Annotated in this window: 21 protein-coding genes; all 21 read left to right on the plus strand. The window is 41.5% G+C overall.

What is annotated here, in order from left to right:
- Window positions 1-307 precede the first annotated feature (307 nt).
- The 21 genes from B5F25_RS12725 (at window position 308) to B5F25_RS12825 (ending at window position 26,002) form a co-directional block, all read left to right on the plus strand.
- Window positions 308-1,822 (plus strand): THUMP domain-containing protein, encoded by a 1,515-nt coding sequence (locus tag B5F25_RS12725; RefSeq protein ID WP_087249952.1) that lies wholly within the window; start codon window positions 308-310, stop codon window positions 1,820-1,822.
- A 155-nt stretch (window positions 1,823-1,977) separates the two neighbouring features.
- Window positions 1,978-4,260, plus strand: coding sequence for a DPP IV N-terminal domain-containing protein (locus B5F25_RS12730; protein WP_087249954.1), 2,283 nt, complete (start codon window positions 1,978-1,980; stop codon window positions 4,258-4,260).
- A 110-nt stretch (window positions 4,261-4,370) separates the two neighbouring features.
- Complete coding sequence (gene purD / locus B5F25_RS12735; RefSeq protein ID WP_087249956.1) at window positions 4,371-5,645, plus strand: phosphoribosylamine--glycine ligase; 1,275 nt, start codon at window positions 4,371-4,373, stop codon at window positions 5,643-5,645.
- Window positions 5,646-5,695: 50 nt separating this feature from the next.
- Window positions 5,696-6,637: a hypothetical protein gene (locus B5F25_RS12740; protein WP_087249958.1), complete on the plus strand. Its 942-nt coding sequence runs from the start codon at window positions 5,696-5,698 to the stop codon at window positions 6,635-6,637.
- Window positions 6,613-7,074: a YqaA family protein gene (locus B5F25_RS12745; RefSeq protein ID WP_087213074.1), complete on the plus strand. Its 462-nt coding sequence runs from the start codon at window positions 6,613-6,615 to the stop codon at window positions 7,072-7,074. Before B5F25_RS12740 ends, B5F25_RS12745 begins: the two co-directional genes overlap by 25 nt.
- A gap of 58 nt (window positions 7,075-7,132) precedes the next feature.
- A complete protein-coding gene (mnmD, locus tag B5F25_RS12750; protein WP_206423552.1) occupies window positions 7,133-7,792 on the plus strand; it encodes a tRNA (5-methylaminomethyl-2-thiouridine)(34)-methyltransferase MnmD in 660 nt (219 codons plus the stop codon).
- A gap of 575 nt (window positions 7,793-8,367) precedes the next feature.
- On the plus strand, window positions 8,368-8,913 hold the full coding sequence (locus tag B5F25_RS12755) for a UpxY family transcription antiterminator (protein ID WP_087249962.1): 546 nt from the start codon (window positions 8,368-8,370) through the stop codon (window positions 8,911-8,913).
- Window positions 8,914-8,934: 21 nt separating this feature from the next.
- Window positions 8,935-9,723: a polysaccharide biosynthesis/export family protein gene (locus B5F25_RS12760; protein WP_087249964.1), complete on the plus strand. Its 789-nt coding sequence runs from the start codon at window positions 8,935-8,937 to the stop codon at window positions 9,721-9,723.
- Between the two features lie 10 nt (window positions 9,724-9,733).
- Window positions 9,734-12,133, plus strand: a complete 2,400-nt coding sequence (locus B5F25_RS12765; RefSeq protein ID WP_087249966.1) for a tyrosine-protein kinase family protein — start codon at window positions 9,734-9,736, stop codon at window positions 12,131-12,133.
- Window positions 12,134-12,160: 27 nt separating this feature from the next.
- Window positions 12,161-13,402 carry an OmpA family protein gene (locus B5F25_RS12770; protein ID WP_087249968.1) on the plus strand — a complete coding sequence of 414 codons (1,242 nt, stop codon included), beginning with the start codon at window positions 12,161-12,163 and terminating at the stop codon, window positions 13,400-13,402.
- Window positions 13,403-13,413: 11 nt separating this feature from the next.
- A complete protein-coding gene (locus tag B5F25_RS12775; protein WP_087249970.1) occupies window positions 13,414-14,628 on the plus strand; it encodes a hypothetical protein in 1,215 nt (404 codons plus the stop codon).
- 454 nt (window positions 14,629-15,082) lie between these two features.
- Entirely contained in the window at window positions 15,083-15,916 is an 834-nt protein-coding gene (locus B5F25_RS21245; RefSeq protein ID WP_140406936.1) for a hypothetical protein, read from the plus strand.
- On the plus strand, window positions 15,906-16,901 hold the full coding sequence (locus B5F25_RS12785; protein WP_087249974.1) for a glycosyltransferase: 996 nt from the start codon (window positions 15,906-15,908) through the stop codon (window positions 16,899-16,901). Before B5F25_RS21245 ends, B5F25_RS12785 begins: the two co-directional genes overlap by 11 nt.
- Window positions 16,891-17,913 (plus strand): Stealth CR1 domain-containing protein, encoded by a 1,023-nt coding sequence (locus tag B5F25_RS12790; RefSeq protein WP_087250006.1) that lies wholly within the window; start codon window positions 16,891-16,893, stop codon window positions 17,911-17,913. The genes B5F25_RS12785 and B5F25_RS12790 overlap by 11 nt, the downstream gene beginning before the upstream one ends.
- Window positions 17,903-18,997 (plus strand): glycosyltransferase family 4 protein, encoded by a 1,095-nt coding sequence (locus B5F25_RS12795; protein ID WP_162614415.1) that lies wholly within the window; start codon window positions 17,903-17,905, stop codon window positions 18,995-18,997. The genes B5F25_RS12790 and B5F25_RS12795 overlap by 11 nt, the downstream gene beginning before the upstream one ends.
- Window positions 18,998-19,016: 19 nt before the next feature.
- Window positions 19,017-20,177 (plus strand): glycosyltransferase, encoded by a 1,161-nt coding sequence (locus B5F25_RS12800; RefSeq protein WP_087249978.1) that lies wholly within the window; start codon window positions 19,017-19,019, stop codon window positions 20,175-20,177.
- A 10-nt stretch (window positions 20,178-20,187) separates the two neighbouring features.
- Complete coding sequence (locus tag B5F25_RS12805) at window positions 20,188-20,784, plus strand: sugar transferase (protein ID WP_087249980.1); 597 nt, start codon at window positions 20,188-20,190, stop codon at window positions 20,782-20,784.
- Window positions 20,785-20,973: 189 nt separating this feature from the next.
- Complete coding sequence (locus B5F25_RS12810; protein WP_206423551.1) at window positions 20,974-21,888, plus strand: glycosyltransferase family 2 protein; 915 nt, start codon at window positions 20,974-20,976, stop codon at window positions 21,886-21,888.
- A 146-nt stretch (window positions 21,889-22,034) separates the two neighbouring features.
- Window positions 22,035-23,471: a lipopolysaccharide biosynthesis protein gene (locus B5F25_RS12815; RefSeq protein ID WP_087249982.1), complete on the plus strand. Its 1,437-nt coding sequence runs from the start codon at window positions 22,035-22,037 to the stop codon at window positions 23,469-23,471.
- A gap of 13 nt (window positions 23,472-23,484) precedes the next feature.
- A complete protein-coding gene (locus B5F25_RS21250) occupies window positions 23,485-23,691 on the plus strand; it encodes a hypothetical protein (protein ID WP_140406937.1) in 207 nt (68 codons plus the stop codon).
- A 1,168-nt stretch (window positions 23,692-24,859) separates the two neighbouring features.
- Complete coding sequence (locus B5F25_RS12825) at window positions 24,860-26,002, plus strand: DegT/DnrJ/EryC1/StrS family aminotransferase (RefSeq protein WP_087249986.1); 1,143 nt, start codon at window positions 24,860-24,862, stop codon at window positions 26,000-26,002.

The following is a 26,002-nucleotide window of genomic DNA, read 5'->3' on the forward strand; positions in this document are numbered from 1 at the left end:
AAAGGTATTTAATGATATTTAGTAATATAGTTGATTTGTAATAACTTGATTATTATCAACATATTGCAGCTTTGTGAGATTTCTTGATTGTGTAAGTTAAAGTCCCGTACGCACCGCAAAAAAATAAAAAATATTCGCTTATGAATCCCTAAGTTGTTACAACTTAGGGATTTTATTTTATAGTACTCCCCCTTCTAGCCGCACAAATAACAGCAAGGTGCGCAAGAAACACACGCAAACGTTTGATTGACTGAACGAAAATTCCTAATTTTGCACAATTATTTGAAATTACGTAATTTACTATAAGATGAACCAAGAATTCGAGCTGATCGCCAAAACCTTCCAGGGATTGGAAGAAATATTGGCACAAGAACTCACCGAACTGGGAGCAGGAAACATCCAGATCGGACGGCGTATGGTATCGTTTACCGGAGACAAAACAATGATGTACCGCGCCAATTTCAACTTGCGCACTGCTATCCGCGTGCTGAAACCTATCAAACATTTTCAGGCGACAAATGCCGACGAGGTGTACAATGCCGTAAAAGCCATAGCTTGGGAGAATTATATGGATAATACGACCAGCTTTTCGGTAGATGCAGTGGTATTTTCGGAGGTTTTCCGTCACTCCAAATTTTTAGCCTATAAAGTAAAAGATGCCATTGTTGATTATTTCCGCGAAAAAACCGGAAGCCGTCCATCGGTACGGATCAATAACCCTGACTTGGCACTGAATATTCACATTGCCGAAGATCAATGCACACTTTCACTTGATAGTTCGGGCGAATCGCTTCATCGCCGCGGTTATCGGCAAGAACAAGTAGAGGCACCCTTGAATGAGGTGCTTGCGGCCGGAATGATTCTAATGACAGGCTGGCGGGGAGAATGCGACCTGATAGACCCGATGTGCGGTTCGGGCACCATCCCCATTGAAGCGGCACTGATAGCCAGAAATATAGCTCCAGGCGTGTTTCGTAAAGAATTTGCTTTTGAGAAATGGAAAGACTTTGATAAGGAACTGCTGGACTCCATCTACAACGATGATTCACAGGAACGTGAATTTACCCACAAAATTTACGGTTACGACAACAATCCGAAAGCCAATGAAATAGCAACTCATAATGTAAAGGCAGCCGGATTGACCAAAGACATCGTATTGAAGGTACAGGCGTTCCAACAATTTGAGCAACCCAAAGAAAAGAGTCTTATCATTATGAATCCGCCTTATGGCGAACGCATCTCTTCAGATGACTTGTTAGGATTGTATCAGATGATAGGCGAACGGTTGAAACACGCATTTACAAGTAATGATGCGTGGATATTGAGTTATCGGGACGAATGTTTCGACCAGATCGGACTGAAAGCATCAGTAAAAATTCCGCTCTTCAACGGTGCTTTGGAATGTCAGTTCCGCAAATACCAACTATTTGACGGTAAATATCGTGAATTCCGTAGTGAGAATCCTGACAAAGAATTCAAGCCAAAGGGTGAAGAAAAGATAGTACGTGCGCGTCATCACGGTGAAAAAGTGGAATACGGACGGCGCGAAGGTAAAGAACGTTTCCGTGACAGCGCTCGTCGGGAATGGGATAAACCGGGATTTCGTCCGCGTGAAGACCGTCACAGGGAAGAAGATGACCGTCGTTCGTTCCGTCCTCGCAGGGCTGAAGACGGCAAAGAGTTTACACGGGAACGCAAACAAGCTTTCAACCGCGAAGAACCGAAACGTTTCTCACGCAATGAAGAAAGTGATAAACTGGCCAGAATCCCGGCAAACCTGCGCTATATGCATCGCCGCCGGAAACCGGAAGAAGAAAATTAAGTTTGTAAGTTTTTAAGTTTGTAAGTTTGTAAGTTTTTAAGTTTGTAAGTTTGTAAGTTTTTGAGTTTGTAAGTTCTTTGGTTTAAAGTTTCAAGAACTCAAGAGCCTGAAAAACTTACAAACTAAAGAACTCAAAAACTAAAATCACAACCTATATGAAAAAATTTCTATCATTTATTATAACACTTTGCATGACCGTTACTTTGTGCGCCCAAGAAAAAAAAGCGTTCACACTGGATGATGTGATTCCCGGTGGAAGCAATTATTTTAACCTGACTCCTCAAAACTTACCAGGGTTGCAATGGTGGGGAGATGTATGTGTGCGTGCAGATGTGGACGATATCAGGCAAATAGATAACCGTACCGGAGAAGAAACTATACTGGTGACATTGAAAGAAGTGAACGAAGCCTTGCAAAACGGAGAAAAGCCGTACAAACTTTTAGCTCCCATCAAGCCGCTTCACACCCTGCAAGGCGCTTCCCTGCCTTGGGGAAACCGGAACCTCCTGATGTTTTCGGGCTATGTGGGAGATGAAGAAAAAAGTGAAAGCTATGTCTTCTTCTATGACTTTGTCCAGAAGAAGTTAACCAACATGTTCCGCATCCAAGAAGCAAACGCCGCCAACTTTGATTTCTGCAAAGAGAACGGCTATCTTGCTTATACGGCAGGCGACCATTTATATATTGCCAACCACGGGGATTTTTCCACCGCAGTAAGCCCGCACCCAACGGGTGTAAAGGAAATAGATAACGACATCGTTTACGGCCAAGCGGTTCACCGCAACGAGTTCGGCATCATGAAAGGTACGTTCTGGAGCCCGAAAGGCACGTATCTGGCCTTCTACCGGATGGACCAAAGCATGGTGACCGATTATCCGCAGGTGAACACCACCACCCGCATCGCAACCCTCGTGCCCGACAAATATCCGATGGCAGGCATGACCAGCCACAAGGTGACCGTCGGCATCTATCATGTAAAGACGGGAAAAACCATTTACCTGCAGGCAGGTGACCCAACCGACCGTTACTTTACCAACATCAGCTGGTCGCCCGACGAGAAAGACATCTATGTCATCGAACTGAACCGCGACCAGAACCACGCACAACTGGTGCAATACAATGCCGAAACCGGCGAGAAGAAAGGCGTGCTTTACGAAGAGAAGCATGCCCGTTACGTAGAGCCGCAACACCCCTTGGCTTTCTTGCCCTGGGACGAAACCAAGTTCATCTACTGGAGCCAACGCGACGGGTATCACCACCTTTATCTAATGGATACCCAAAAGCCTCAGGCAGGCGAATGGAAAACCGGAAAGGATGCGGACGACACGTATTGCGAATACCTGCAGACCACCCCGCTCACCCAAGGAGACTGGCTGGTGCAGGAAATCTTAGGCTTTAACAAGAAGATGAAGACCGTCATCATCGGAAGCACGGAAATCTCTCCGCTCCAGACCAATGTCTTCAGCCTTGATGTAAAGACCGGGAAACGTACCTTGATAGGCAAACGGGACGGAATGCACCGCGCGCAACTCTCGGAAAACGGAACATTCCTGATAGACAATTTTACATCGAACGATGTTCCACGTGAAATCAGCATCCTGCCTACCAACGGAAAAAAGGGCGTTACATTGCTTACTGCTATTGACCCGATGAAAGAACAATACAACTTGCCCGAAATCAGCATCGGCACCATCAAAGCCGCCGACGGAAAGACCGACCTGTATTATCGCCTGATTAAGCCGGTGGGCTTCGACCCGAACAAGAAATACCCTGCCATTATCTACGTATATGGCGGTCCGCACGCACAGATGATTCACAACACACGCTTCTATGATGCACGCGGATGGGACCTGTATATGGCACAACAAGGCTATGTAATGCTTACGGTAGACAACCGGGGAAGTGATAACCGGGGCATTCAGTTCGAAAACTGTACCTTCCGCCAATTAGGCGCAGAAGAAGCCAAAGACCAAGTGGAAGGAGTCAAGTTCCTGCAATCACTTCCGTATGTGGATGCCGGAAAGATAGGCGTACACGGCTGGAGTTTCGGCGGCTATATGACCACCAACCTGATGCTGACTTACCCTGACCTCTTCAAGGTAGGCGTGGCTGGAGGTCCGGTCATCGACTGGAAATATTACGAAGTGATGTACGGCGAACGCTATATGGACACGCCGCAAACCAATCCCGAAGGATATAAAAGTCGGGATTTGAAAGCCAAAGCCGGCAATCTGAAAGGAAGGTTGGAAATCATCATCGGCGGAATGGACCCCACGTGCGTTCCCCAACATACGATTACTTTCCTGCGTGCATGCATCGATGCCGGAACGCATCCCGACCTCTTCATCTATCCCGAAGACGGGCATAACATGATGGGACGTGACCGCGTTCACCTGCATGAACACATCACGCGTTATTTCCTTGATTATTTAAAATAACCCGATATGACCCGATTTCACCACAGAGGAAATAATAAAAACGCAGTGTGCTTCTGTGTCCTCTGTGGTGAATAAATATAATAAAAGACATCAACTTAAATCGAACGGATATGAAACTACTGTTATTAGGTTCAGGCGGACGCGAACATGCATTGGCATGGAAAATCGCACAAAGTCCGAAAATAGAAAAGCTGTACATCGCTCCGGGCAATGCCGGAACGCAAGAGGTAGGCGAAAACGTAGCCATCAAAGCCGATGACTTCGAAGCCATCAAACGTTTTGTCCTTGAAAACGGCATCGACATGCTGGTAGTGGGTCCTGAAGACCCGCTGGTAAAAGGCATCTACGACTTCTTCCGCAACGATGAAGCCTTGAAAAATATTCCGGTTATCGGTCCGTCGAAAGCCGGAGCAACCTTGGAGGGAAGCAAGGAATTCGCTAAAGGGTTCATGCAACGTCACGGCATCCCTACGGCAGGCTATAAAAGCATAACTTCTGCCAACCTGGAAGAAGGACTGGCATTCCTCGAAACCCTGCAGGCACCTTACGTGCTGAAAGCCGACGGCTTGTGTGCCGGCAAAGGCGTGCTTATCCTTCCCACTTTGGAAGAAGCTAAGAAAGAACTGAAAGAAATGCTGGGAGGAATGTTCGGAAACGCTTCGGCAACCGTTGTCATCGAAGAATTCCTGAGCGGCATCGAATGCTCAGTCTTCGTACTGACCGATGGGAAGAACTACAAAATCCTGCCCGAAGCCAAAGACTACAAACGCATCGGCGAAGGCGACAAAGGATTGAATACCGGCGGTATGGGTTCGGTATCTCCCGTTCCGTTTGCCGACAAAGCATGGATGCAAAAGGTAGAAGACCGCATTATCCGTCCCACGGTAGAAGGGCTGGCTGCTGAAGGATTGGACTACAAAGGATTCATCTTCTTCGGGCTTATCAACGTAAAAGGAGACCCGATGGTCATCGAATACAACGTGCGTATGGGCGACCCCGAGACGGAAAGCGTCATGCTTCGCATCAAGAGTGACCTGGTAGACCTCTTCGAAGGCGTGGCAAACGGAAACCTCCATGAAAAGACCTTGGAAATCGATTCGCGCTCAGCCGTATGTGTCATGCTGGTATCCGGCGGTTATCCCGAAGCCTATCAGAAAGGATTCCCCATCAGCGGCATTGAAGAAGCCAAAGCAGGCGGAAGCATCGTGTTCCATGCCGGAACGGCAATAAAAGACGGGCAAGTGGTAACAAACGGCGGACGTGTCATTGCCGTCAGCTCGTATGGAACCAATAAAGAAGAAGCCTTAAGACAATCGTTCACCAATGCCGGAAAGATTCATTTCGAGAAGAAATATTTCCGTTCCGACATCGGATTTGATTTATAAATGATACTCGTTATATTATCTGTGTGTCATAAATCAATGAACTGTTAATTATGTTTTCATCAAGAAACAGATTCCAATACCAAGTAGCTACAGGAAGATTGACCCTTCCTGTAGCTGCTATTCTTACGCTGATCGTTTGGACACTTTCTTCGGTTCATGATTGGCCAAGCATAAGTTCGTTGCTGGCATATGGACTTACCTCTTACCTGCTGATTGAAACAGAAACCAAGTTCGTTTTAATACGTACCCGCACTACACTTCCCGCAGTTCTGTTCCTGTTGCTTTATGCAGCTATGCCGTTCTTACACGAAACTTCGCTGACATGTATTTTGCCAGTTTTGTTTATACTGATGCTCTTGTTCCTTTTTCGGAGCTACGAGTCTCCTTATGCTTCTGGAGCCCTGTTTCAAGCATTCTTCTGTCTGGGGATAAGCAGTTTTATACTTCCTGCATTGGCCTGGCTTACACCTTTATTATATATACACACTATCAGCCTGCGTTCACTCAATATCCGTAGTTTCTTTGCCGGCATTATCGGCTTTACACTACCCTACTGGCTACTGTTCGGATACTACGTATGGACGGACGACTTAGAAGCGGTTTATCCTTACCTGATGCGTCTGTTCCAATTCCAGCCCATCAACTATCATACACTGACGCTCACTCATTATGTGTCATGGAGCATTGTTCTGATATTCTCCGGTATTTACGGCACATTCTACCTGCGGTCTGCCTTCAAAGACAAAGTACAGACACGTATTCTGTTGCGTATCTTTGTATGGATGATGCTTTGGCTTAACCTTTTGTGTGTGTTACAGCCACAATATTTCCAGGCATTGTTACCATTGATGTTGATTCCTGCCTCTTTGATAAGTGCACATTATTTTGCCCTGACGTTCAACCGGGTTTCGCATATCCTGTTCAATACTACCCTTATCTTATGGGTTTCACTTTGTTTATTTAATCTATGGATGCATTTTTTCAACTTCTGACAGACTGGGGATACATCGGGATGTTTATTTCCGCCTTTCTTGCCGGAACTGTCTTGCCATTCTCATCTGAAGCTGTTCTGTTGGCATGTGTCGGATTAGGGTTGGATCCTGTATGGTCTACAATTGCTACAACCAGTGGCAATGCATTAGGAGGCATTACTTGCTACTGGATAGGGCATCTGGGCAAAATGGAATGGATAGAGAAATACCTGAAGGTAGATAAAAAACAGATGGATCGTGCCGAACGTTTTATTCGTGGGCGAGGTTCGTGGATGGCATTGTTTTCTTTCTTGCCTGTGATAGGTGACGCCATCCTCATTGTGCTGGGTTGGATGCGCGCCAACGTATGGATAGTAACACTCTCGATGACCCTTGGAAAACTGGCACGTTATACTATCTTGGTAGCTGCAACGCTAGGGGTAATTGATTTAATGTAAGAAGTGAAAAAATCTGGCTTTAACTTGAAATATATTGACTAAACCACAAATAAAGATGATAGAACTCGAACAAACCGCTGATGGAAGCAACACACTCTTCGTCCCCGAATTGAATGAACACTACCATTCTGTAAAAGGAGCACTCACCGAATCGGAACACATCTTTATCCGAATGGGACTGGAACACCATCCTTCTCCCTCTCCCCACATATTGGAAATAGGCTTCGGCACAGGACTGAATGCCTTCCTTACCTTGCTTGCAGCCGGAAAATCCGGACGTATCGTACATTATACCACCCTTGAACGCTACCCTATAACACCCGAACTGGCAAACTGTCTTGCTTATCCCGAACAGATTTCTCCCGAACATGCCACAGCTTTCCGTACACTTCATACTGCACCATGGGAAAAAGACGTTCCGCTTACCCCTTTTTTCACTTTACACAAGGTACAAACCGACTTTACTACCTATACTTTCCCCGATTTGTACGACATAATCTATTTCGATGCCTTCGCTCCCGAAAAACAACCTGAGATGTGGAGTCCGGAACTCTTTACCCGTCTTTTTACCCATTTGAATCCTGGAGGTATCCTCACTACCTATTGTGCTAAAGGTATCGTGCGTCGTACCCTACAAGCTGCAGGCTTTACCGTAGAACGCTTGCCCGGTCCTCCAGAAGGCAAGCGTGAGATATTACGGGCAAGTAAACGCTTTTAAGAGACAATATTATTTCTGTCAACCATGTGTTGTAGAGACGATGTGCACATTATCCCTATCCTGTGGCATATACAATATACACATTTTAATGTTGCTTAAAGTATAGATGCCAATACTTTTTGCATCGGTTTCAGCAGCAAGACTATTGGCCTTTAATTCCTGAACGAAGCGATAACTCTAGTGAAACATAACTACGTTTGACTTCTGATTCGCATTAATAACACTCTGCAAACTATAGCAAAGATGCTTTCCCATTACTGTTTCAAAATCAACTCAGACAAAAATCATCAACATTTATTTTATTAAATAAAAAATATTTTCTTTACTGTTTTATTTGTCATATAAATAAAATTTATATCTTTGCACACATCTTTTTGTATAGAAAAGATTCATTGATAGAATTACTGATATAGTAATAAACAGATAGAAATATTAAAGGAACAACAAATCTGTTCTTGGATCAAGAGCAATGTTGTAAATGCTATATGTACATATAGATACCTTTCTTTTAGACCTTTATATCCAATGAATACAGGATGTAGAGGAATGGAAGATTTATCTTGAAATAAATAAAAATGGGAAAAAATCTTTCCGAAACATCAATCCATTGGTATGCTTTAAAAGTTTTTTTCAATCGGGTATTTTGGGTTGAAGATTATCTAAAAAAACGACAAATCAATAGTTACATTCCTTGTGAAACTACTTTTGTTGTCTTAAAAAATGGCGTGAAAAAGAAAATTCGCAAACCAGTTATTTCTTCGTTATTATTCTTTCAGTCCACAGAACATCAGGCATTGGAAGTACAAGAACTTTTAAATAACCGCGTAATGCTATACGTCAAACAAAACAGCTTAAGCAAAAAACCCATAGCTATCCCCGAAAAAGAAATGAATATGTTTATGCTTGTATCCTCTTCTGGAGAAAAAGGTCTAGAATATTTTGGGGATTTTTCTGTCCCGTATCATAAAGGAGAACATGTCCGGGTGATAGACGGACCATTAAAGGGGGCAGAAGGATATATCCGGCGCATAAAAGGAAATCATCGGCTTATTGTTGCTATACAAGGAGTGTGTGCAGTGGCTACTTCGTATATACCACAGTGCTTTTTACAAAAAATATAAATTAAATTAAAGCCATATTGAATGAAACAGTTCTTATTTTTATTCCTCACTACATTGATATTGGCAGGATGTACTAGCTATAAGAATGTACCTTATTTACAAAATCCTCAAATAGTCAATGATTTTCCAGAAGATTTACCATTATATGATGCGAAAATCATGCCTAAAGATTTGTTGACCATCACAGTAAATGCGACCGATCCTTTGACGGCTGCACCTTTTAATCTGACGGTTCAAACCTCGCTTAACACTTCTATTTCTACGGTATCCCAGCCGACTTTACAGCAGTATTTGGTTGATAATGAGGGGATGATAGATTTCCCTGTCCTTGGCAGGCTCCATGTAGGAGGTTGTACAAAACGGGAAGCTGAGCAGATGATTCAAGAGAGATTGAAAGCGTATATTGTTAATGAACAGCCTATTGTCACGGTGCGGATGGCGAACTATAAAATATCCGTCTTGGGTGAGGTGAACCGTCCGGGCAGTTTCACGGTGAGCAATGAGAAAGTGAATGTGTTGGAGGCGTTGGCAATGGCTGGCGACATGACGATTTACGGTGTCCGTGATGATGTGAAACTTATCCGCGAAGATGCAGATGGAGAGCGGGAGATTATCAACTTGAATCTGACGAATGCGGGGATTGTCACTTCTCCTTATTATTATTTGAAGCAAAATGACATCCTTTATGTGCGGCCAAATAAAGTGAAAGCAAAAAACTCGGATATAGGTAATACTACCTCGCTTTGGCTGAACATGACATCCATACTGGTATCCATAGCCAGTCTTTTGGCTACTGTTTTTGTAAAATGAATAAACGAATATGCGTACTACCAATAAATTAGAAAAGAAGAAAGGCAGTGAAAGCCTTTATGCCACATTTTTCAAATACCTTTCCTATTGGCCTTGGTTTGTGGCAAGTGTATGTTTCTTTTGTGCGGCTATGTTTTTATTTATATGTTATGTCGCGCCGGTTTATAAAATCAGTTCAGCCGTATTGATTAAAGTGGCCGACCAGAATCAGTATCAAGGCATGGGCGAGAATATGGCTATCGGGCAAGATTTCGGTCTGTTTTCTATGACCAGTAATTTCGAGAACGAACTGGAGGTCTTGCAGTCGCGTACCCTGATTCAGAAGGTGGTGTGCGATTTGGGGTTGTATATAGACATTCGTGAAAAAGGTCTGTTGGGCGATAAACCCCTTTACAAGGATACGCCGATAAATATCTATCTTACTCCGCAAGAAGCTGACAAGTTGGAATCGGAACTGGAACTTGATGTAGAGTATCAGCAGGACGGGAAATTACACGTAAAAGTCGAGTACGAGTATACCGACAAGTATGGCGATGAACAGGAATTAGAAGAGGAAAGGACATTCGATTCGCTTCCGGCAATCTATCCGGCACGGTTTGGTACGATTAGTTTTACCCGTAACGATTCCGTAGAAATATTAAGCGAGGACGGCAGCGTGCATTTGGTGGCTTATATCAATACGCCTTTTGGTGTAGCGAATAGTTATAAAAAGGATTATCTTGAGATAAAACCGGCATCGAAGACCACTACCATCGCTAAACTCTCTTTCAAAAATACAGTAAAAGCAAGAGGCATTGATTTCGTCAATCGTTTGATACAGAACTATAATGAAGACGCAAATGACGAAAAGAATGAAGTAGCACAAAAAAGTGCCGAGTTTATTGAAGAAAGGTTGGTGATTATTGACCAAGAGTTGAGTCAGACCGAAACGCAGCTGGTAGATTTCAAACAACAATCCGGTTTGACCGACCTGACTAATGACACCCAACTGGCTTTACAAGAAAGCTCTAAATATGAGCAACAGCGCCTTGCCAATGCTACACAAATCCGATTAGTCAACTACCTGAAAGAATACATCACCAATCCCAAAAACCAAAATGAGGTGATTCCTATCAATATCGGACTGGAAGATGCCGACCTTAATACGGTTATCGGCAGGTATAATGATTTGTTGATGGAACGGAAACGCTTGTTGCGGACTTCTTCCGAAAACAACCCGGCCATCATCAATATTAATGCAAGCATTGAAACCATGAAAAACAATGTTCAAATATCGGTTAACAATGTGCTTCATGGGTTGCAGATAACTCAAGACGACCTTGACCGTCAAGCGCGTAAGTTTGAGAGCCGTATCAGCCGAGTTCCGCAAAACGAAAAAGACTTCTTGAATATTTCCCGCCAGCAGGAAATCAAGGCTTCACTCTATACCATGTTGTTGCAAAAGCGCGAAGAAAATGCCATCACTTTGGCTTCTACAGCTACTAACGGACGTATAATAGAAAATGCAGCGGCTGGGAAAAAGCCTGTTTTCCCCTTAAAACTAATCTTTATGGCTGCCGCTTTTCTCTTCGGTTTAGGGGTGCCTGCCGGAATCATCTACCTACGCGACTTATTAAAATATAAAATAGAGGATAGTGAAGACGTGGAGAATCAGATAAAGGTTCCTCTTTATGAAATCCCGTTCGAGAAACAAAAACAATTCGGAGGGATTGCCATCCGCAAAGACCGCAACGACATCATTGAAGAAGCATTTCGTATCCTGCGGACCAATTTGTTGATGACTTTAGGCGATACAGGAAAAATTGTAATTGTCACATCCACCATGCCCAATGAAGGAAAATCATTTATTGCCGGAAACCTTGCTGTTTCATTGTCTTTCTTGAAGAAGAAAGTCATCGTTGTAGGAATGGATTTGCGCAAGCCCGGTTTAAACAAGTTGTTTGACCTGCCTCGCCAAACCAAAGGACTGACCGATTATCTGGAGGACATGGAACATAAAAGCCTGTCGGACCTGATTCAGAAATCCGACAAAATAGAAGGACTGGACATCTTGACAGCCGGTTCCATCCCTCCTTCTCCCACCGAACTACTTGAAAAAAGAACATTCGAAAGTGCATTGGCACAACTGAAAGAAAAATACGATTACGTGATTTTAGACACCGCCCCCATCGGCATGGTTGCCGACACTACCATCATCGCACGTTATGCCGATTGCGGAATTTATGTGTGCCGCATGGACTATACGCCTAAGAACAGCCTCGACAACATTCATATTTTAGAAAACCAATGTGGGTTATCTAAGTTGCTTTGTGTGGTCAATGCCATCAATTTAAGCGACCGCAAGCACGGGTACGCTTATAAGTATGGCAGCCGTTACGGTTACCATTACGGCTATGGGAAATACAAATGAGATTAGTAAACAGAAATAAGATGGCTTATGAAGAAATCGATTTTTATCGGAATGTTTTTGGGATTGTTGCCTGTTATGGCTATTGCCCAAGAAGTGAAGACAGACACAATCCGTACCGGATTGCAGGCTGAATTTATTGAAGCGATAGGAGATTCTACCGATTTGGTGGTGGCTGGAGACGGTACATCAAACTGGTTTCTTAGTTTTTCCGGCGGTATCAACTCGTTGGCAGCGGAAGCCAATCGGGTTTATGATAATTTTATGGCGCGCAGCCGTTTCGTAGGGCGCATCAGTGTGGGCAAATGGTTTACTCCCGTATGGGGATTCAAGGTGCAGATGGGAGCAGGTCGTTTGTCAGGTCACTCCCGTTTGTCCGCTTTTCAGTTTTCTGACATTTATGGCGAAGGTGCCGACCGCACGGAGATTCCAGCCGATTTGAAATACAATATATCCGAAAAATATGGCGAGTATTGGTTGCACCGTAAATTTGCGTATATGGATTGGTCGGTCAGTGTCATCACCGATGCGGTCCGTTGGTTTACCAATGACATGAAGCCGGTACGGTTGATTCTTTCCGCAGGTCCGGGATTTGCCCATGCGTTTGGTGCGCAAGGCATGGGTGCCAATAATTCGTTTGCTTTCAAGGCTGGAATCCAGTTGAATGTGAATTTGAACAAGCATTGGGATGTTTTCGGCGAGTTTCAAGGAACGATTGTCGATGAAACTTTTGATGGTCAAATCGGAGGTATTACTCACAAGCGGAATCGTTCGGTAGAAGGTTATGGCGGTTTGTCGGTGGGGTTGAGCTATAAGTTCGGCGGGCGTAAGTTCAAACGCTATGCCAAGGTTAATCCGGTCACTTACGAACAGATTCGTTACCGGACGGCTCCTAAGCAAGAAACTCGTCCGGTAGTGAAGGATACTACAGTCACCGCTTTTGCGGTTCGTTTCTTTATTGACCAGTCGAACATCGAAGAAGACCAGAAACTGAACATCGAGCGTGTGGCACGTTACCTGTTGCGTTATCCTGAAGCACGGTTGGAATTAACTGGTTTTGCTGATAAAGAGACTGCTTATCCGGAATATAATATGAAGTTGAGCGAACGGAGGGTAAAGGCTGTCTACGATTATCTGGTAGATAAATGTGGCATCGCTCCTTCCCGCCTCACCATCAATGCAAAAGGAGATACCGAGCGCGTATACAATGAAGACTACCGTTGGAACCGCGTGGTAATTATGAGAATTGTCAACGACAAAAACGAAAAATAAAGACTGAAGATATGAAAAAGATATTGGCACTGGCAGTTTTGGCTTTGGGGTGCACAACGGTTAAGCTGCACGCCCAACAGCAGGAAATAGAGCGGACCGTACGGATGGATACGCTCAAGGTTGATTATAAGACACGTTATACGGCACCTTTCTGGAGCAACTTTTATATCGAAGCCGACTTTGCCGGACGGATGCTGATGGGTGAAGATGATTCACAGCTTTCATTTGGCAAGCGGTTGAAACCGGGTTTCAGCCTTACCGTGGGCAAATGGTTTCATCCCGATTTCGGTGTTCGCATTAATTTTGGCGGAATGCGGTTGAAAGGCTGGAATAGCGGTTCTACAGGCATTTACGCCTACGACCACGGATGGACCGATGAAGGCGACCCGGTAGAACAATACTGGAAAGGCGAGGGGGTAGATACAAAGAACGGTTACCGTCAGGATATCAAGTATTTTGAATTGAATGCCGATTTCCTGTTCGACCTCTATAATGCTTTTACATCCAATAACCGGTTGAACCGCCGCTGGACGGCGCAAGGCTATGTAGGCGTAGGTTTGCTTCGTCCCATGGAATACCATGGTATGGAAAAAAACGCCAAAGTCGGTTTCCGGTTGGGTTTGACAGGCAACTATAACATCACTTCCCGTTTGGGCATACACGCCAGCATAGGCGGTACGATTACCAATTCCAGTTTCGACGGAGAGTTGGGCAAAGGCGATAAGTTCGCCGGCATCTTGAACGGGAATATCGGTTTGAGTTACCGCATTGGCAGGCAAGGTTTCCGGGTGGTACGATTGGTGCCCCAAGAGCAGGTTGCGGCACTCAACAATGTCATAACTACCATTCGGAGCGAAGAAGTGTTGCCCAAGGAAGAAATTGTCCAGACCGTTCAGCAGGAAGGCGCAATCACCAATACTTTGCTGATTCCTTCGGTCGTATTCGAAAAAGACAAGACTTCTTTCAACGAAGAGTTGCAGGAAGTTAATATCTTCCGTGTGGCACGCTATATGGAACGAGATAGAAATATGAAAGTGACTATTGTAGGCAATACAGGGGGCGTTTCCGAACGTCTTGCCCGCCGTCGTGCCGAACGCATCCGCGACATCTTGGTCAACCGTTACGGCATCGCGTCCAACCGTTTCGATATCCGCACGTATGATGTCAATGCCAAGTATGGCGTGACAGGATACGAGCAGAGCGTTAATTTTGCGGTGATGAAATAAATGAAGCACTTATATACTAATTCGTTCTCATTAGCATAGTAACTATCTGAGGAAGATGCATCAGAGTCGTTTCTGACACATCTTCTTCAGAGGTTTTATTTTGGTTATGTATCAACAAGAATTATATATACCATTCAATCATTTCATTGATAAAACTTTTTTATGCTTGTCAATAATATGCTTGGGGCTCAAGGATATTTTACCTAATATGGGTATATCTGTACTCCCACTTTTAGCATTGATATTTTTACTTCCTTGCATTATTATTGTGCGGGAAATACTGCATCGGCGTATGTCACGCAAATCAATATGGTTGATTGGATGTGTCGTTTGTTTTTACATAGCGATTATCCCTCTTAATTTGAATGGTATCAAATTGTTTTTACCGTTGTTCCTGTCGGCTGTTGCGTTCAAGGATATAGATTTCAGATTCATTGTAAAATCATTCTTTTTTATGGAAGTTATGGTTTTACTGATGAGGTGTATTTTAATACAAAATGACATATTAGAAGTAAATTACACATATACGGACAAGGTAGCTGACGGTGTATCCTACGATTTGGGCTACGGAAATCCTAATACTCCAGGCATTACAATCTTTGTTACCTTGTGTTGCTTGTATATCTTAATGTACAGACGATGGAGATGGTTGTCTTTTAGCTTAATTTTGATCATAAGCATTATTTCTTTTAAATACTCAGCCAGCCGCACTTCTTTTTTTGCTTGCATACTTTTATTATTGACATATCTTGTCCCGGAAAACTTCTTGAAACGTTATGTCTATAACAAGTTATTTTTAAGTCTGATACCTATCATATTAATAGCATTTATCTTTTTAACCGAATTCTTGACAGATTTCAATACATTGGTAAGTGGTCGGATTAATAACCTGCACATTGTAATGAATATGTTTTCTTCCCCGTCTACTTTCCTGACAGGATTACAATCTGATATGGTGGGAAATGTCGACTTTCCGGTCGATAATGGGATTGCTTTTATGTTGTGTATAGGTGGTGCTGTGGCTGTTGGAATATTTATCTGCCGTTATTTTCAGCTGGTAAAGTATAAGGATTTGGTTCCTACGGCAATGCTTTCTGTCATAGTGGTAATGTTTATTTCCGGCATTGGAGAAAAAACTATTGCAAATTTTGGCGTGGCGGGAGGTTCTTTGTTTTGGATGCTTTTATTTAATGCCAGTTATTTAAATGATGCTGAGGAAAATTCATGGGAAGAAGATGAAACGATTAATGACAACGAAACATTAAAAACATCTGCATATGAATCCTAAAATATCTGTAATTGTAGCTATTTATAACGCAGAAAAATATTTGTACCGTTGCTTGAATAGTTTGGCAGAACAAACATTTGAGGATTATGAAGTCTTGTTAATTGATGATGGAAGTCCGGATAGCAGTGGAAATATTTGCGATCGGTTTGCTAAAAAATATCCGTTCATGCGTGTTATTCATAAAAAAAATGGTGGAGTATCAAGTGCCCGGCAATGTGGTATAGATCATGCGCAAGGCGAATATACTATTCATGTGGATGCTGATGATTGGGTAGAGCCGAACATGTTGGAAGAACTTTATCAAAAAGCAAAGCAAGAAGATGCCGATATGGTAATTTGTGATTATTTTGAAATAAAATTAAAAGAACGATATGTAAAACAAGAACCAACAGCATTAACAGCTGACATTGTGTTGAAAAATTTGTTGACTAGTAAATTGATGGGGTATTGTTGGAATAAATTAATAAAACGTGCTTGTTATAATGATTATAATTTGACATTTCCGGCAAATATGATATTAGAAGACTTATTTGTCGTTTGTCGTTTGTGTCTGAACAACATACACATTGTTTATTTAAACAAAGCTTTTTATCATTATGACCGGACAATCAATAAAGAAAGTTTATCCTTAAATTATAATGAACATTCTCTTGTATCTCGCATCGCTTTTATTTCTTATATGGAAAAGGAATTACCTCAAGCTTATCAAGAAGAATTGAATAGTATGAAATGTTCTGTAAAAAAAATTGCTTGGTGTTCACAAGCTTATTCGAAAGAAGATTTTATAAATCTATATAAAGAAATAAATCAAGTGTATCCATGTTATCAAAAATGCAAATCTCCGATTTCCATTAGTGTCTGGATTTGCTTGTCTGGACACTATAAGATAGCAAAATTTATGTTGAAAACATGGCTTTTTATTCGCCGGTTTTTATGTCGTTGTGGTATATTGCCTGTAAATTTCTATACAGCTAATGGGAAATAAGGATTTAAAAATAGATTTTGTATTGTTATGGGTAGACGGTAACGATTCTGAATGGCGTAAATCTTTTTTGGAACATCTGCCGGAAAGCAAGCAATCAGACGATGTGAGAGATGTCCGTTACCGTGATTGGGGATTGCTTCCTTATTGGTTCCGCGGAGTAGAACAGTTCGCTCCTTGGGTGAATAAGATTCATTTCATTACGTGCGGACATTATCCTGAATGGTTGAATTTAGCGCATCCGAAATTGCATTTTGTCCGGCATGAAGATTATATTCCTTCCGAGTATCTTCCTACATTTAATTCAAATCCTATCGAATTGCATTTGCATCGGCTGGATAGCTTATCTGAGCATTTTGTTTTATTTAATGACGATATGTTTATTATAGACAAAGTGGATTCAAAACGTTTCTTTCACAATGGTTTGCCGTGTGATATGGCCACATTTGACATTGTAGCAAGTACGTGTATTGCCAATAATTTTGCTCATACCGTATTGAATAATGTTACAGCCATCAATCAACGATTTAAACAACGGAATGTGCTTCGTAAAGATTGGAGTAAATGGTTTCGTATAGAATATGGCTCTTATTTGCTTCGTACTTTAGCCTTGCTCCCTTGGCCTTATTTTGTGGGTTTCAGAGATCCTCATTTGCCGAATGCATACCTGAAGTCTACACTAAACACCGTATGGAGTGCATATGGGGAGCTGCTGGCAGACACCAGCACGCATAAGTTCCGCACGCAGTATGACTATAATCACTGGTTGTTCCGTTATTGGCAACTGGCTACCGGACAATTCAATCCCATTAATGTTTATCGCAGTTCGGTATATTACAGAATAAACGAACGGACTTTGCCACAAATAGAACAAGTGATTTTAAGGCAGAAGAAACAGATTCTCGTGTTGAATGATGTCGAACAAAATGTACGGATTCCTTTTGATGAATGTCGCCAGCGTATTCTTTCTGTGTTCCAACAGATATTGCCAGAAAAATCTTCTTTTGAAAAGTAAAGCTTTTAAAGTTATGCGAATATCATTTGTCATTCTTGATATAACCCGTTGTTATGGAACGGAGCGGACAACAACATTGTTGGCAAATAAGTTTGCAGAGCAAAATCATAAAGTGTCTATCCTTTCTGTTTTTAAGGAAGGGGACAGACCAAGTTTTCCCTTAAACGAAAAAGTTACGGTCGACTATCTCATACCAGAGCCTTATACTCATAAAGCATCGGTTTTATCCATATTCGTACAATATATAAAAGCCATAATTGCTATACGCAAGTATTATCAGCACAATCCACAAGATATAATTATCGGACAGGCATTTTTAGTATGTTTCTTTTTATGGATGAGTGGATATGCCCGGCAGGCCTTTGCTTGTGAACACTACAAATACGGGTTATATAATCGTCCTGTTCGTGCTTTCCGGAATTGGATGTATTGTCGTTTTAAAAAAGTCATTACGTTAACCGATTGTTATGCGCAAGAGTATAAACGCCATGGTGTGGAAACAACAGTAATTCCCAATATGCTTCCATTTCCTATTGTTGATAATATTCATGCCGGCAATGCAAAAAAAATGATTTCGGCAGGCAGGCTCCAGTCGGAAAAAGGATACGATTTATTGTTGCAGGCATTGAAACCTGTTTTTACTAAATACCCAGATTGGTCTATAGACATTTATGGAGAAGGTGACGACCGGGTTATGCTTGAAAAACTTCGGGATGATTTAGGTTTGCTTCCTTATGTTCATTTCTTAGGTTTTTCTTCCAATATACACAACGCATATTTAGAAGCCTCATTTTATGTAATGTCTTCACGGCATGAAGGTTTCCCTATGGTATTATTGGAAGCTATTGCATGCGGACTGCCAGTTGTTTCTTTCGATTGTCCTAATGGACCAGCGGCTTTATTGAAGGATGGAGCCGGACTTTTGGTAGAACCTGAAAACATACAAGCATTATCCGATGCTATAATACGGATGATAGAACATCCGGAGCTTCGTGAAGCTTATGCTAAGAAAGGTCTGCAGGTTGCATCGGAATATACCCCGAATGCGATTTACCGGAAATGGCAGACTTTGTTCATGGAATGAATGATAAGTAATAACGCTTATGGGAAAAGTTCTTTTTATCTCTTCCCGTCCCCTTTATCCAGTTATAAGCGGCATTCAGATCCGGACAGTCCAACAATTGGAGCTTTTGATGCAACGCTATAACGTGGATGTAGTCTATCAGTCTGAAAAAAAAGAAGGGGAAGAATGGGTACGCAAACAATTGCCCGGAGTGGGAAAGGTCATTTGTTTCAAATTGCCAAAGTGGAAAAGCTATTTACAGACTTTACGTTTTTTGTTTAATACTTTGCCCTTACAAGTGAATTATTATTACGAAAAGAAAATACAAGCATACATAGACAAGCATTTAAGCGAATATGATATTGTGTTTTGCAACAATATCCGTACTGCTCAATATGTACTAAAAACCAAGAACATTCTTAAATGTATTGACTTTGTAGATGCTCTTTCAATGAACTATGAAAAAGCTAGGAAATGCAGTCACGGCATTTGGAAATGGATGTATGCGATAGAATACAAACGTTGTTCGATTTATGAACAGCAGGTACTCAGTTCTTTCAATCGTTGTGCCATCATTTCAGAAGTAGATAAACAATACCTTTTACGGCATGCTCATTCATTGCTTCACGTTGTAGGTAATAAAGTAGACATACCTGATGAGGCACTTGTATCCCGGCATGAAGACTGGGGAAATATCGTTTTCGTAGGCAAAATGAATTATGAACCGAATATAATAGCTGTCACTTATTTTGCAGAACATATATTCCCAAAACTGACGTCATGTTACCCTCGTTTGCGGTTCGTTATTGTAGGTGCATTACCTGACGCTCGTGTACAAAAGTTAGCAACTTATAAAAACGTAATTGTCACCGGTTATGTAGATACTGTGGAACCCTATTATCAGAAAGCTACCATTGTAGCTTGCCCTATGCTGACAGGTGCAGGAATACAAAACAAAATCATACAAGCAATGGCATACGGATGTTGCGTAGTAACAACTTCCATCGGTGCCGAGGGCTTGAATATCCAACATGATGAATTAGCCATTGCCGATGAAGACAATATGGCACGGACGATTCTTTCTTTGCTGGAAGACAAGCAAAGACGTAAGAGCATGGGGAAAGCGGCACGTGAGTATGTCATAAAGAATCTCTCCCAACAGGTTATCAGCCAACAATTCTGGAAGTTTATGAATCAATAATCTCTTAGTTATGATGAACACATTCGAACGCGGCGTTAAGTTCATATTCGACCGCACTATCGCTTTTCTTTTGCTGCTATTGTTTTCGCCAGTTTTCTTGATTTGCTACATAGCCATCAAGCAGGAAGACGGCGGGCCTGCTATTTTCAAACAAGAACGTATCGGGCTGCACGGACGTCCGTTTTACATTTATAAGTTTCGCAGTATGCGAACGGATGCCGAAAGGGCTGGTGCCATGCTTTGCTGCGGAGAACAGGATAAAAGATTGACTAAGGTAGGGAAATTCCTGCGGATGCATCATTTAGACGAACTGCCCCAGCTTTGGAACGTATTGATTGGGGATATGTCGTTTGTCGGTCCGCGTCCCGAGCGGAAAGTATATATCGACCAGATTATGCAGGCGGATTCACGTTACCAATTGTTGTATCAGGTTCGTCCGGGAGTCACCTCGTATGCTACTTTGCATAATGGCTATACCGATACGTTAGAAAAGATGCTCCGGCGTTTGCGGTATGATTTGTTTTATTTAGACCATGCTTCGCTATGGCTTGACTTCAAGATTATGGCAAATACATTCTTGAGTGTTTTCGGTGGGAAGCTTATCTGATTTTTATTGTGCAACTAACTGCGATGTCTGATGCATATAGGTGCTTCGTTTGTAAGATTATTAATCTTACAGCCGGAAGATTATTAATCTTGCACGTGTAAGATTATTAATCTTGCAGGCAAAGCAATTAGTATCGGTTTTTATAAATGAACTTTGAGACTGGATATTTATATGGATAACAATAGTGTTATGGTCAGCATCTGTTGCCTGACTTACAACCATGCTCCTTATGTCCGAGAATGTTTGGACGGTTTCTTGATGCAGCAGGTAAATTTCCCGATAGAAATTATTGTTCACGATGACGCTTCCACAGACGGCACTCAGGATGTCCTCCGGGAATACAAAGAGAAATATCCCGACTTGTTTCATCTGATCCTTCAGACGGAAAACCAGTATTCGAAAGGAAAACACGTGACGACTGAATTCCTTTTCCCGAAAGCCAGGGGCAAATACATTGCTTTTTGCGAAGGCGATGATTATTGGACTGATTCGCATAAGCTGCAAAAGCAAGTGGACTTTTTGGAATCTCATCCTGACCATTCGTTGTGTTGCCATCGAACAGATAGATACATACAAGATGAAAAGAAATTTTGGCCTCGTATGCCTCCTGTGCAAATTAAAGGAGAAGGCATATCATTCAAACTTCAAGATTGGATTCGTTGGGGATATGTATTTCAAACATCGTCTGTGATAATAAGGAGGCATAGTTTAGACATAGCATTCTTACAATCATTCAAAAATAATTTAGATATCCATCTCTTTTATTCATCCTTAGAGAATGGAATGGGATATTTTATGAAGGACTTAATGTCTATTTATCGAATTCATCATCAAGGAATTTGGAGTGGATTATGCATAGAAAACCAAAAAATGAATAGTTTCTTTGATGCTTATGAAATATATCAAAGAAGAAAAAACAAATATACAAGGGAATGGATTATTCGCATTTTAGGTGAACTTGTATTATTTTATATACGCAAAAAACACTCTTTTTCCCAAGCTGTAAAAATAATACCTATAGCAATTAGATATTGTGGATGGAGTAGTATCCTTGAAATAAACAAGTACATAATGAAAAAAATTGTAGATAGATATTTTAAATAAAATGAATATCCGCAAAATGCCAACCTGTAGGGGCGGGGTCTGCCCGCCCGAATACATCAACTGATATATCTGTGGGCGCATTTGGGCAGGCAGACCCTGCCCCTACAGGTAATTTGGTAAAATGCGGACATTCGATTAAATAATCCATGTCGTTTCGCCAGCAAGCCTTTAAAGGCATACTCTGGAACTTAGCGGATAACTTTTCCGTACAGATTATCCAGTTCGTAACAGGAGTCTATATGGCACGCCTCCTGTCCCCTTCCGATTATGGGCTGATGGGGATGCTGTTGATTTTTACCGCCTTGTCGGATGCCATTCTGAACGGAGGACTTTCTACCGCCTTGATACGGAAGACCGACCGCACGGATACCGATGCCGCTACGGCATTCTATTTCAACATTGGAGTCGGATTCATGTTATACGGAGGCTTGTTCCTTTCGGCACCGTCCATTGCCGCTTTCTACAAGGTTTCCTTGTTGCAAGACCTTATAAAGGTAGCCGCCATTCCTTTTGTGGTCAATGCTTTTTTCTTGGTGCAACGCACTTATCTGACTATCCGGATGGATTTCAAGACACAGGCTAAAATATCGGTGGTATCGGCATTGGCAAAAGGAGGCACGGGCATCGGCATGGCATACGCAGGTTATGGCGTATGGGCAATAGCTTGGTCGGGAGTAGCCGGAGCGGTAGTATCGTGCATGCTTTATTGGTGGCATTCGGTATGGAAACTTCGGTTCTGCTTTTCTTGGCGTTCGTTCCGCGAACTGTTTGGCTTCGGTTCCAAGCTGATGCTGTCGGGCGTATTGGATGTATTGGGCAACAATTTGTTCACCCTGATTATCGGCAAGAAGTTCGCGGCATCCAGCTTGGGCTATTATACACGGGCGTATGGTTATGCTTCCCTTCCGCCTACTGTGCTTACAGGAGTGCTTTCACGCGTCACTTTGCCTATGCTAAGCCAAATACAGGATGATAATGGACGTTTGGCAAAAGTTTACCGGCAAATGTTACGCTTAGCGGCGTTCATCGTGTTTCCATTAATGACAGGAATCGCATTGCTTGCCCGTCCGCTGATAGTGTTGATGATTACCGAGAAGTGGTTGCCTTGCGTAGAATACATGCAGTTGCTTTGTTTTGCCTTTATGCTTTATCCTATTCATGCGCTAAACTTGAACCTGCTTCAAGTGAAAGGCCGTTCCGATTTGTTCTTGCGTTTGGAAATCATTAAGAAAGGATTAATGTTGGGACTGTTGCTTGTCGCCCTTCCGTTCGGGATTCGTGCCATTTGTATAGGTGGTATTGTTTCTTCGTTTTTGGCTTGGATATTGAACACTTATTATACCGGGAAACTGATTCGGGTAGGTTTTTGGAAGCAAATGAAGGATGTGTTGCCCGTAATGGGATATACCGCTGTAATGGGAATAGCAGTGTATTTTGTCCGAATAAATACTGGAAGTGATGTTACCGGACTGTTATGGGGAACACTGGCAGGAATCGTTTCTTATATAATTGTGACGTTTGGATTTCGGGCAAAAGAAATGCGGTATCTGATGAATATCATAAAGTCTCATCATCCCGATTAATGAGAATCGGTGGGTGATAGATGAAATAGAGCAAGCTAAGGATGTAGCGTTGCAATTCATTATTTGCGCTATGTTTCGACGGGAAAGATATACACTTTCAGGTTTTCCTGCATTTGATTTTGCAACTACTCGCTTGGTATTAGCGAGAACAGCTGAGGATATGTCGGCTTGCTTTGAAAATATTTCTTCTTTTCAAAATACGATTGAAGTTATGTTCTAAATATCAGTTATAGATACTATTCTATTATGAAGTAAAACTATATTATAAATAATAATTAGATATGACATTTTATAAAAGTTTGAAAGAATGCTGGAATAATCAATTTAAAATTCCACTGAAAACTGAAGGGTATGACCCTTTTATTGATTTTTTGAAAGGAGTATGTATTTTTTTTGTAGTATTTGCTCATTGCTTTAGTATAGATAGGTTAGATGATCTTGTTTGGCCACTATGGGCGGTTCCAACAGTTCCTCTTTTCCTTATAATACAAGTATTTCATGCATATAAGAAAGGTATTGAAAATGTATCTTTTTCATATAAACTAAAGAAACTTTTCAATCGAATATTACGTCCTTTTTTAATTATTCTTTGCATTCAAATTATAATCGCATATTTAAAGGAACCTAATTGGCTGTTAATACTGAAAAGAATTGCTACAGAAGGAGGAGGTCTTGGTCCAGGTTCTTATTATATATATATATACATACAATTCTTTTTTTTATTACCTATATTTGCTTTTTTGTTTTGTAGATGCAAAAATATTTCTTGGCAATTTGTTATATTTATATCATTAAGTATGATTATAGAATTCGTATGCAGCTATTGGCATATGAAAGAATATTTATACACTTTGTTATTTTTTCGATTTACATTTCTATTTCTTTTAGGATATTTGTGGGTTAGGAAAGGTGTTGTAATAAATAAAATAACTTTAATGTTATCTTTTATAAGTATAATATTTCTTCTTTTTTTTACTTATACAAGAAATTCTCTAAACTTGGAACCCATATTTTATAAACATACTTATTGGTCATTCTATCATTGGGTTTGTTACTTTTATCCAGCTTATCTTTTCGTATTTATTCTTTACAAAACATACCTATATATTAACAAATGTTTTCAATCGCTATTTATAAAGATAGGAAAATGCTCGTATGAAATATTGTTGTGTCAAATGTTGGTATTTTCATATCTACCACTTACCGAAGATTTAAACTTTATAGGATGTAGATATATCACCGCTATATTAAGAATTATATTGGCCATTATTCTAAGTATAGGTCCCGTTTTTGCATATAAAAAGGTGATTGAACGAGTACGAAATATAAACTCATAACTTCAGAATTGATATTATAATTATATTTTTAATAAGTAACTTCAATAAAGTATGAATACCATAGAAATAGGATTCGACTTGGAACATCGGGATAAGTTGATAACCGTAACTTCTCCTTTGTTGCCCGATTTGGGAGAACTGGTAAAGTTTCTCGAACAAATATGGAAGTATAGATGGCTGACCAATAATGGCCCGTTTCATCAGAAATTGGAAGCAGAACTATGTAAATACCTGAAAGTAGGATATCTTTCGCTTTTCACTAACGGTACATTGCCTTTGATAACTGCCTTGCAAGCATTGCGAGTTACGGGAGAAGTCATTACGACACCTTATAGTTTTGTGGCGACCACTCATGCAATTTGGTGGAACGGACTAAAACCAGTGTTTGTAGATATTGACCCGGTGACTTGCAATATCAATCCGGATAAGATAGAAGAAGCCATTACTCCACGGACTACCGCTATCATGCCTGTACATGTGTATGGCACACCTTGCGATACGGAACGGATACAAGCGATAGCTGACAAGCATGGCTTGAAAGTGATTTATGACGCGGCTCATGCCTTTGGTGTGGAAGTGAACGGGAAATCTATATTGGAAGCTGGAGATATGTCTACGTTGAGTTTTCACGCAACCAAAGTGTATAATACGGTAGAAGGCGGTGCATTGATTACGCATGATAAAGAAACAAAACAATACATTGATTACCTGAGAAATTTCGGTTTTTCAGGAGAGACTGAAATCGTAGCTCCGGGTATTAATTCCAAGATGGACGAGATACGTGCTGCATACGGATTGATTAACTTGAAGCAAGCGGATGCGGCAATTGAATCCCGGAAGCAGGTGGCGATGTGGTTTCGGGATGCATTGAAGAATGTGAAAGGCATTTCTTATTTAGAGGATATGCCCGACGTAAAGCACAATTATGCTTATTTTCCCATTTTTGTAGATGCGGATGTGTATGGCATGACACGAGATGAACTGTATGCCAAGATGAAAATGAGGAATGTGTTAGGCAGAAGATATTTTTATCCGTTGATAAGCAACTTGTCGGTTTACCGCTCTTTGGAAACCGCAGACCCAAGTCATTTGCCTGTGGCTAATAAGATAGCAGATAGTGTCATTTGCCTGCCAATGTATGCCGGATTGACTAAAGAAGAAACGGATCGGGTGGTTGCGCAAATTATTAAATAA

The organism is Bacteroides sp. An19 (assembly GCF_002160215.1).
Taxonomy (GTDB): domain Bacteria; phylum Bacteroidota; class Bacteroidia; order Bacteroidales; family Bacteroidaceae; genus Phocaeicola; species Phocaeicola intestinalis.

Excerpts from the sequence above, each read along its gene's own strand:
- B5F25_RS12725 (WP_087249952.1), top strand. The coding sequence starts at position 308 with ATGAACCAAGAATTCGAGCTGATCGCCAAAACCTTCCAGGGATTGGAA.
- B5F25_RS12730 (WP_087249954.1), top strand. The coding sequence starts at position 1,978 with ATGAAAAAATTTCTATCATTTATTATAACACTTTGCATGACCGTTACT.
- purD (WP_087249956.1), top strand. The coding sequence starts at position 4,371 with ATGAAACTACTGTTATTAGGTTCAGGCGGACGCGAACATGCATTGGCA.
- B5F25_RS12740 (WP_087249958.1), top strand. The coding sequence starts at position 5,696 with ATGTTTTCATCAAGAAACAGATTCCAATACCAAGTAGCTACAGGAAGA.
- B5F25_RS12745 (WP_087213074.1), top strand. The coding sequence starts at position 6,613 with ATGGATGCATTTTTTCAACTTCTGACAGACTGGGGATACATCGGGATG.
- B5F25_RS12755 (WP_087249962.1), top strand. The coding sequence starts at position 8,368 with ATGGGAAAAAATCTTTCCGAAACATCAATCCATTGGTATGCTTTAAAA.
- B5F25_RS12760 (WP_087249964.1), top strand. The coding sequence starts at position 8,935 with ATGAAACAGTTCTTATTTTTATTCCTCACTACATTGATATTGGCAGGA.
- B5F25_RS12765 (WP_087249966.1), top strand. The coding sequence starts at position 9,734 with ATGCGTACTACCAATAAATTAGAAAAGAAGAAAGGCAGTGAAAGCCTT.
- B5F25_RS12770 (WP_087249968.1), top strand. The coding sequence starts at position 12,161 with ATGAAGAAATCGATTTTTATCGGAATGTTTTTGGGATTGTTGCCTGTT.
- B5F25_RS12775 (WP_087249970.1), top strand. The coding sequence starts at position 13,414 with ATGAAAAAGATATTGGCACTGGCAGTTTTGGCTTTGGGGTGCACAACG.
- B5F25_RS21245 (WP_140406936.1), top strand. The coding sequence starts at position 15,083 with ATGGAAGTTATGGTTTTACTGATGAGGTGTATTTTAATACAAAATGAC.
- B5F25_RS12785 (WP_087249974.1), top strand. The coding sequence starts at position 15,906 with ATGAATCCTAAAATATCTGTAATTGTAGCTATTTATAACGCAGAAAAA.
- B5F25_RS12790 (WP_087250006.1), top strand. The coding sequence starts at position 16,891 with ATGGGAAATAAGGATTTAAAAATAGATTTTGTATTGTTATGGGTAGAC.
- B5F25_RS12800 (WP_087249978.1), top strand. The coding sequence starts at position 19,017 with ATGGGAAAAGTTCTTTTTATCTCTTCCCGTCCCCTTTATCCAGTTATA.
- B5F25_RS12805 (WP_087249980.1), top strand. The coding sequence starts at position 20,188 with ATGATGAACACATTCGAACGCGGCGTTAAGTTCATATTCGACCGCACT.
- B5F25_RS12810 (WP_206423551.1), top strand. The coding sequence starts at position 20,974 with ATGGTCAGCATCTGTTGCCTGACTTACAACCATGCTCCTTATGTCCGA.
- B5F25_RS12815 (WP_087249982.1), top strand. The coding sequence starts at position 22,035 with ATGTCGTTTCGCCAGCAAGCCTTTAAAGGCATACTCTGGAACTTAGCG.
- B5F25_RS12825 (WP_087249986.1), top strand. The coding sequence starts at position 24,860 with ATGAATACCATAGAAATAGGATTCGACTTGGAACATCGGGATAAGTTG.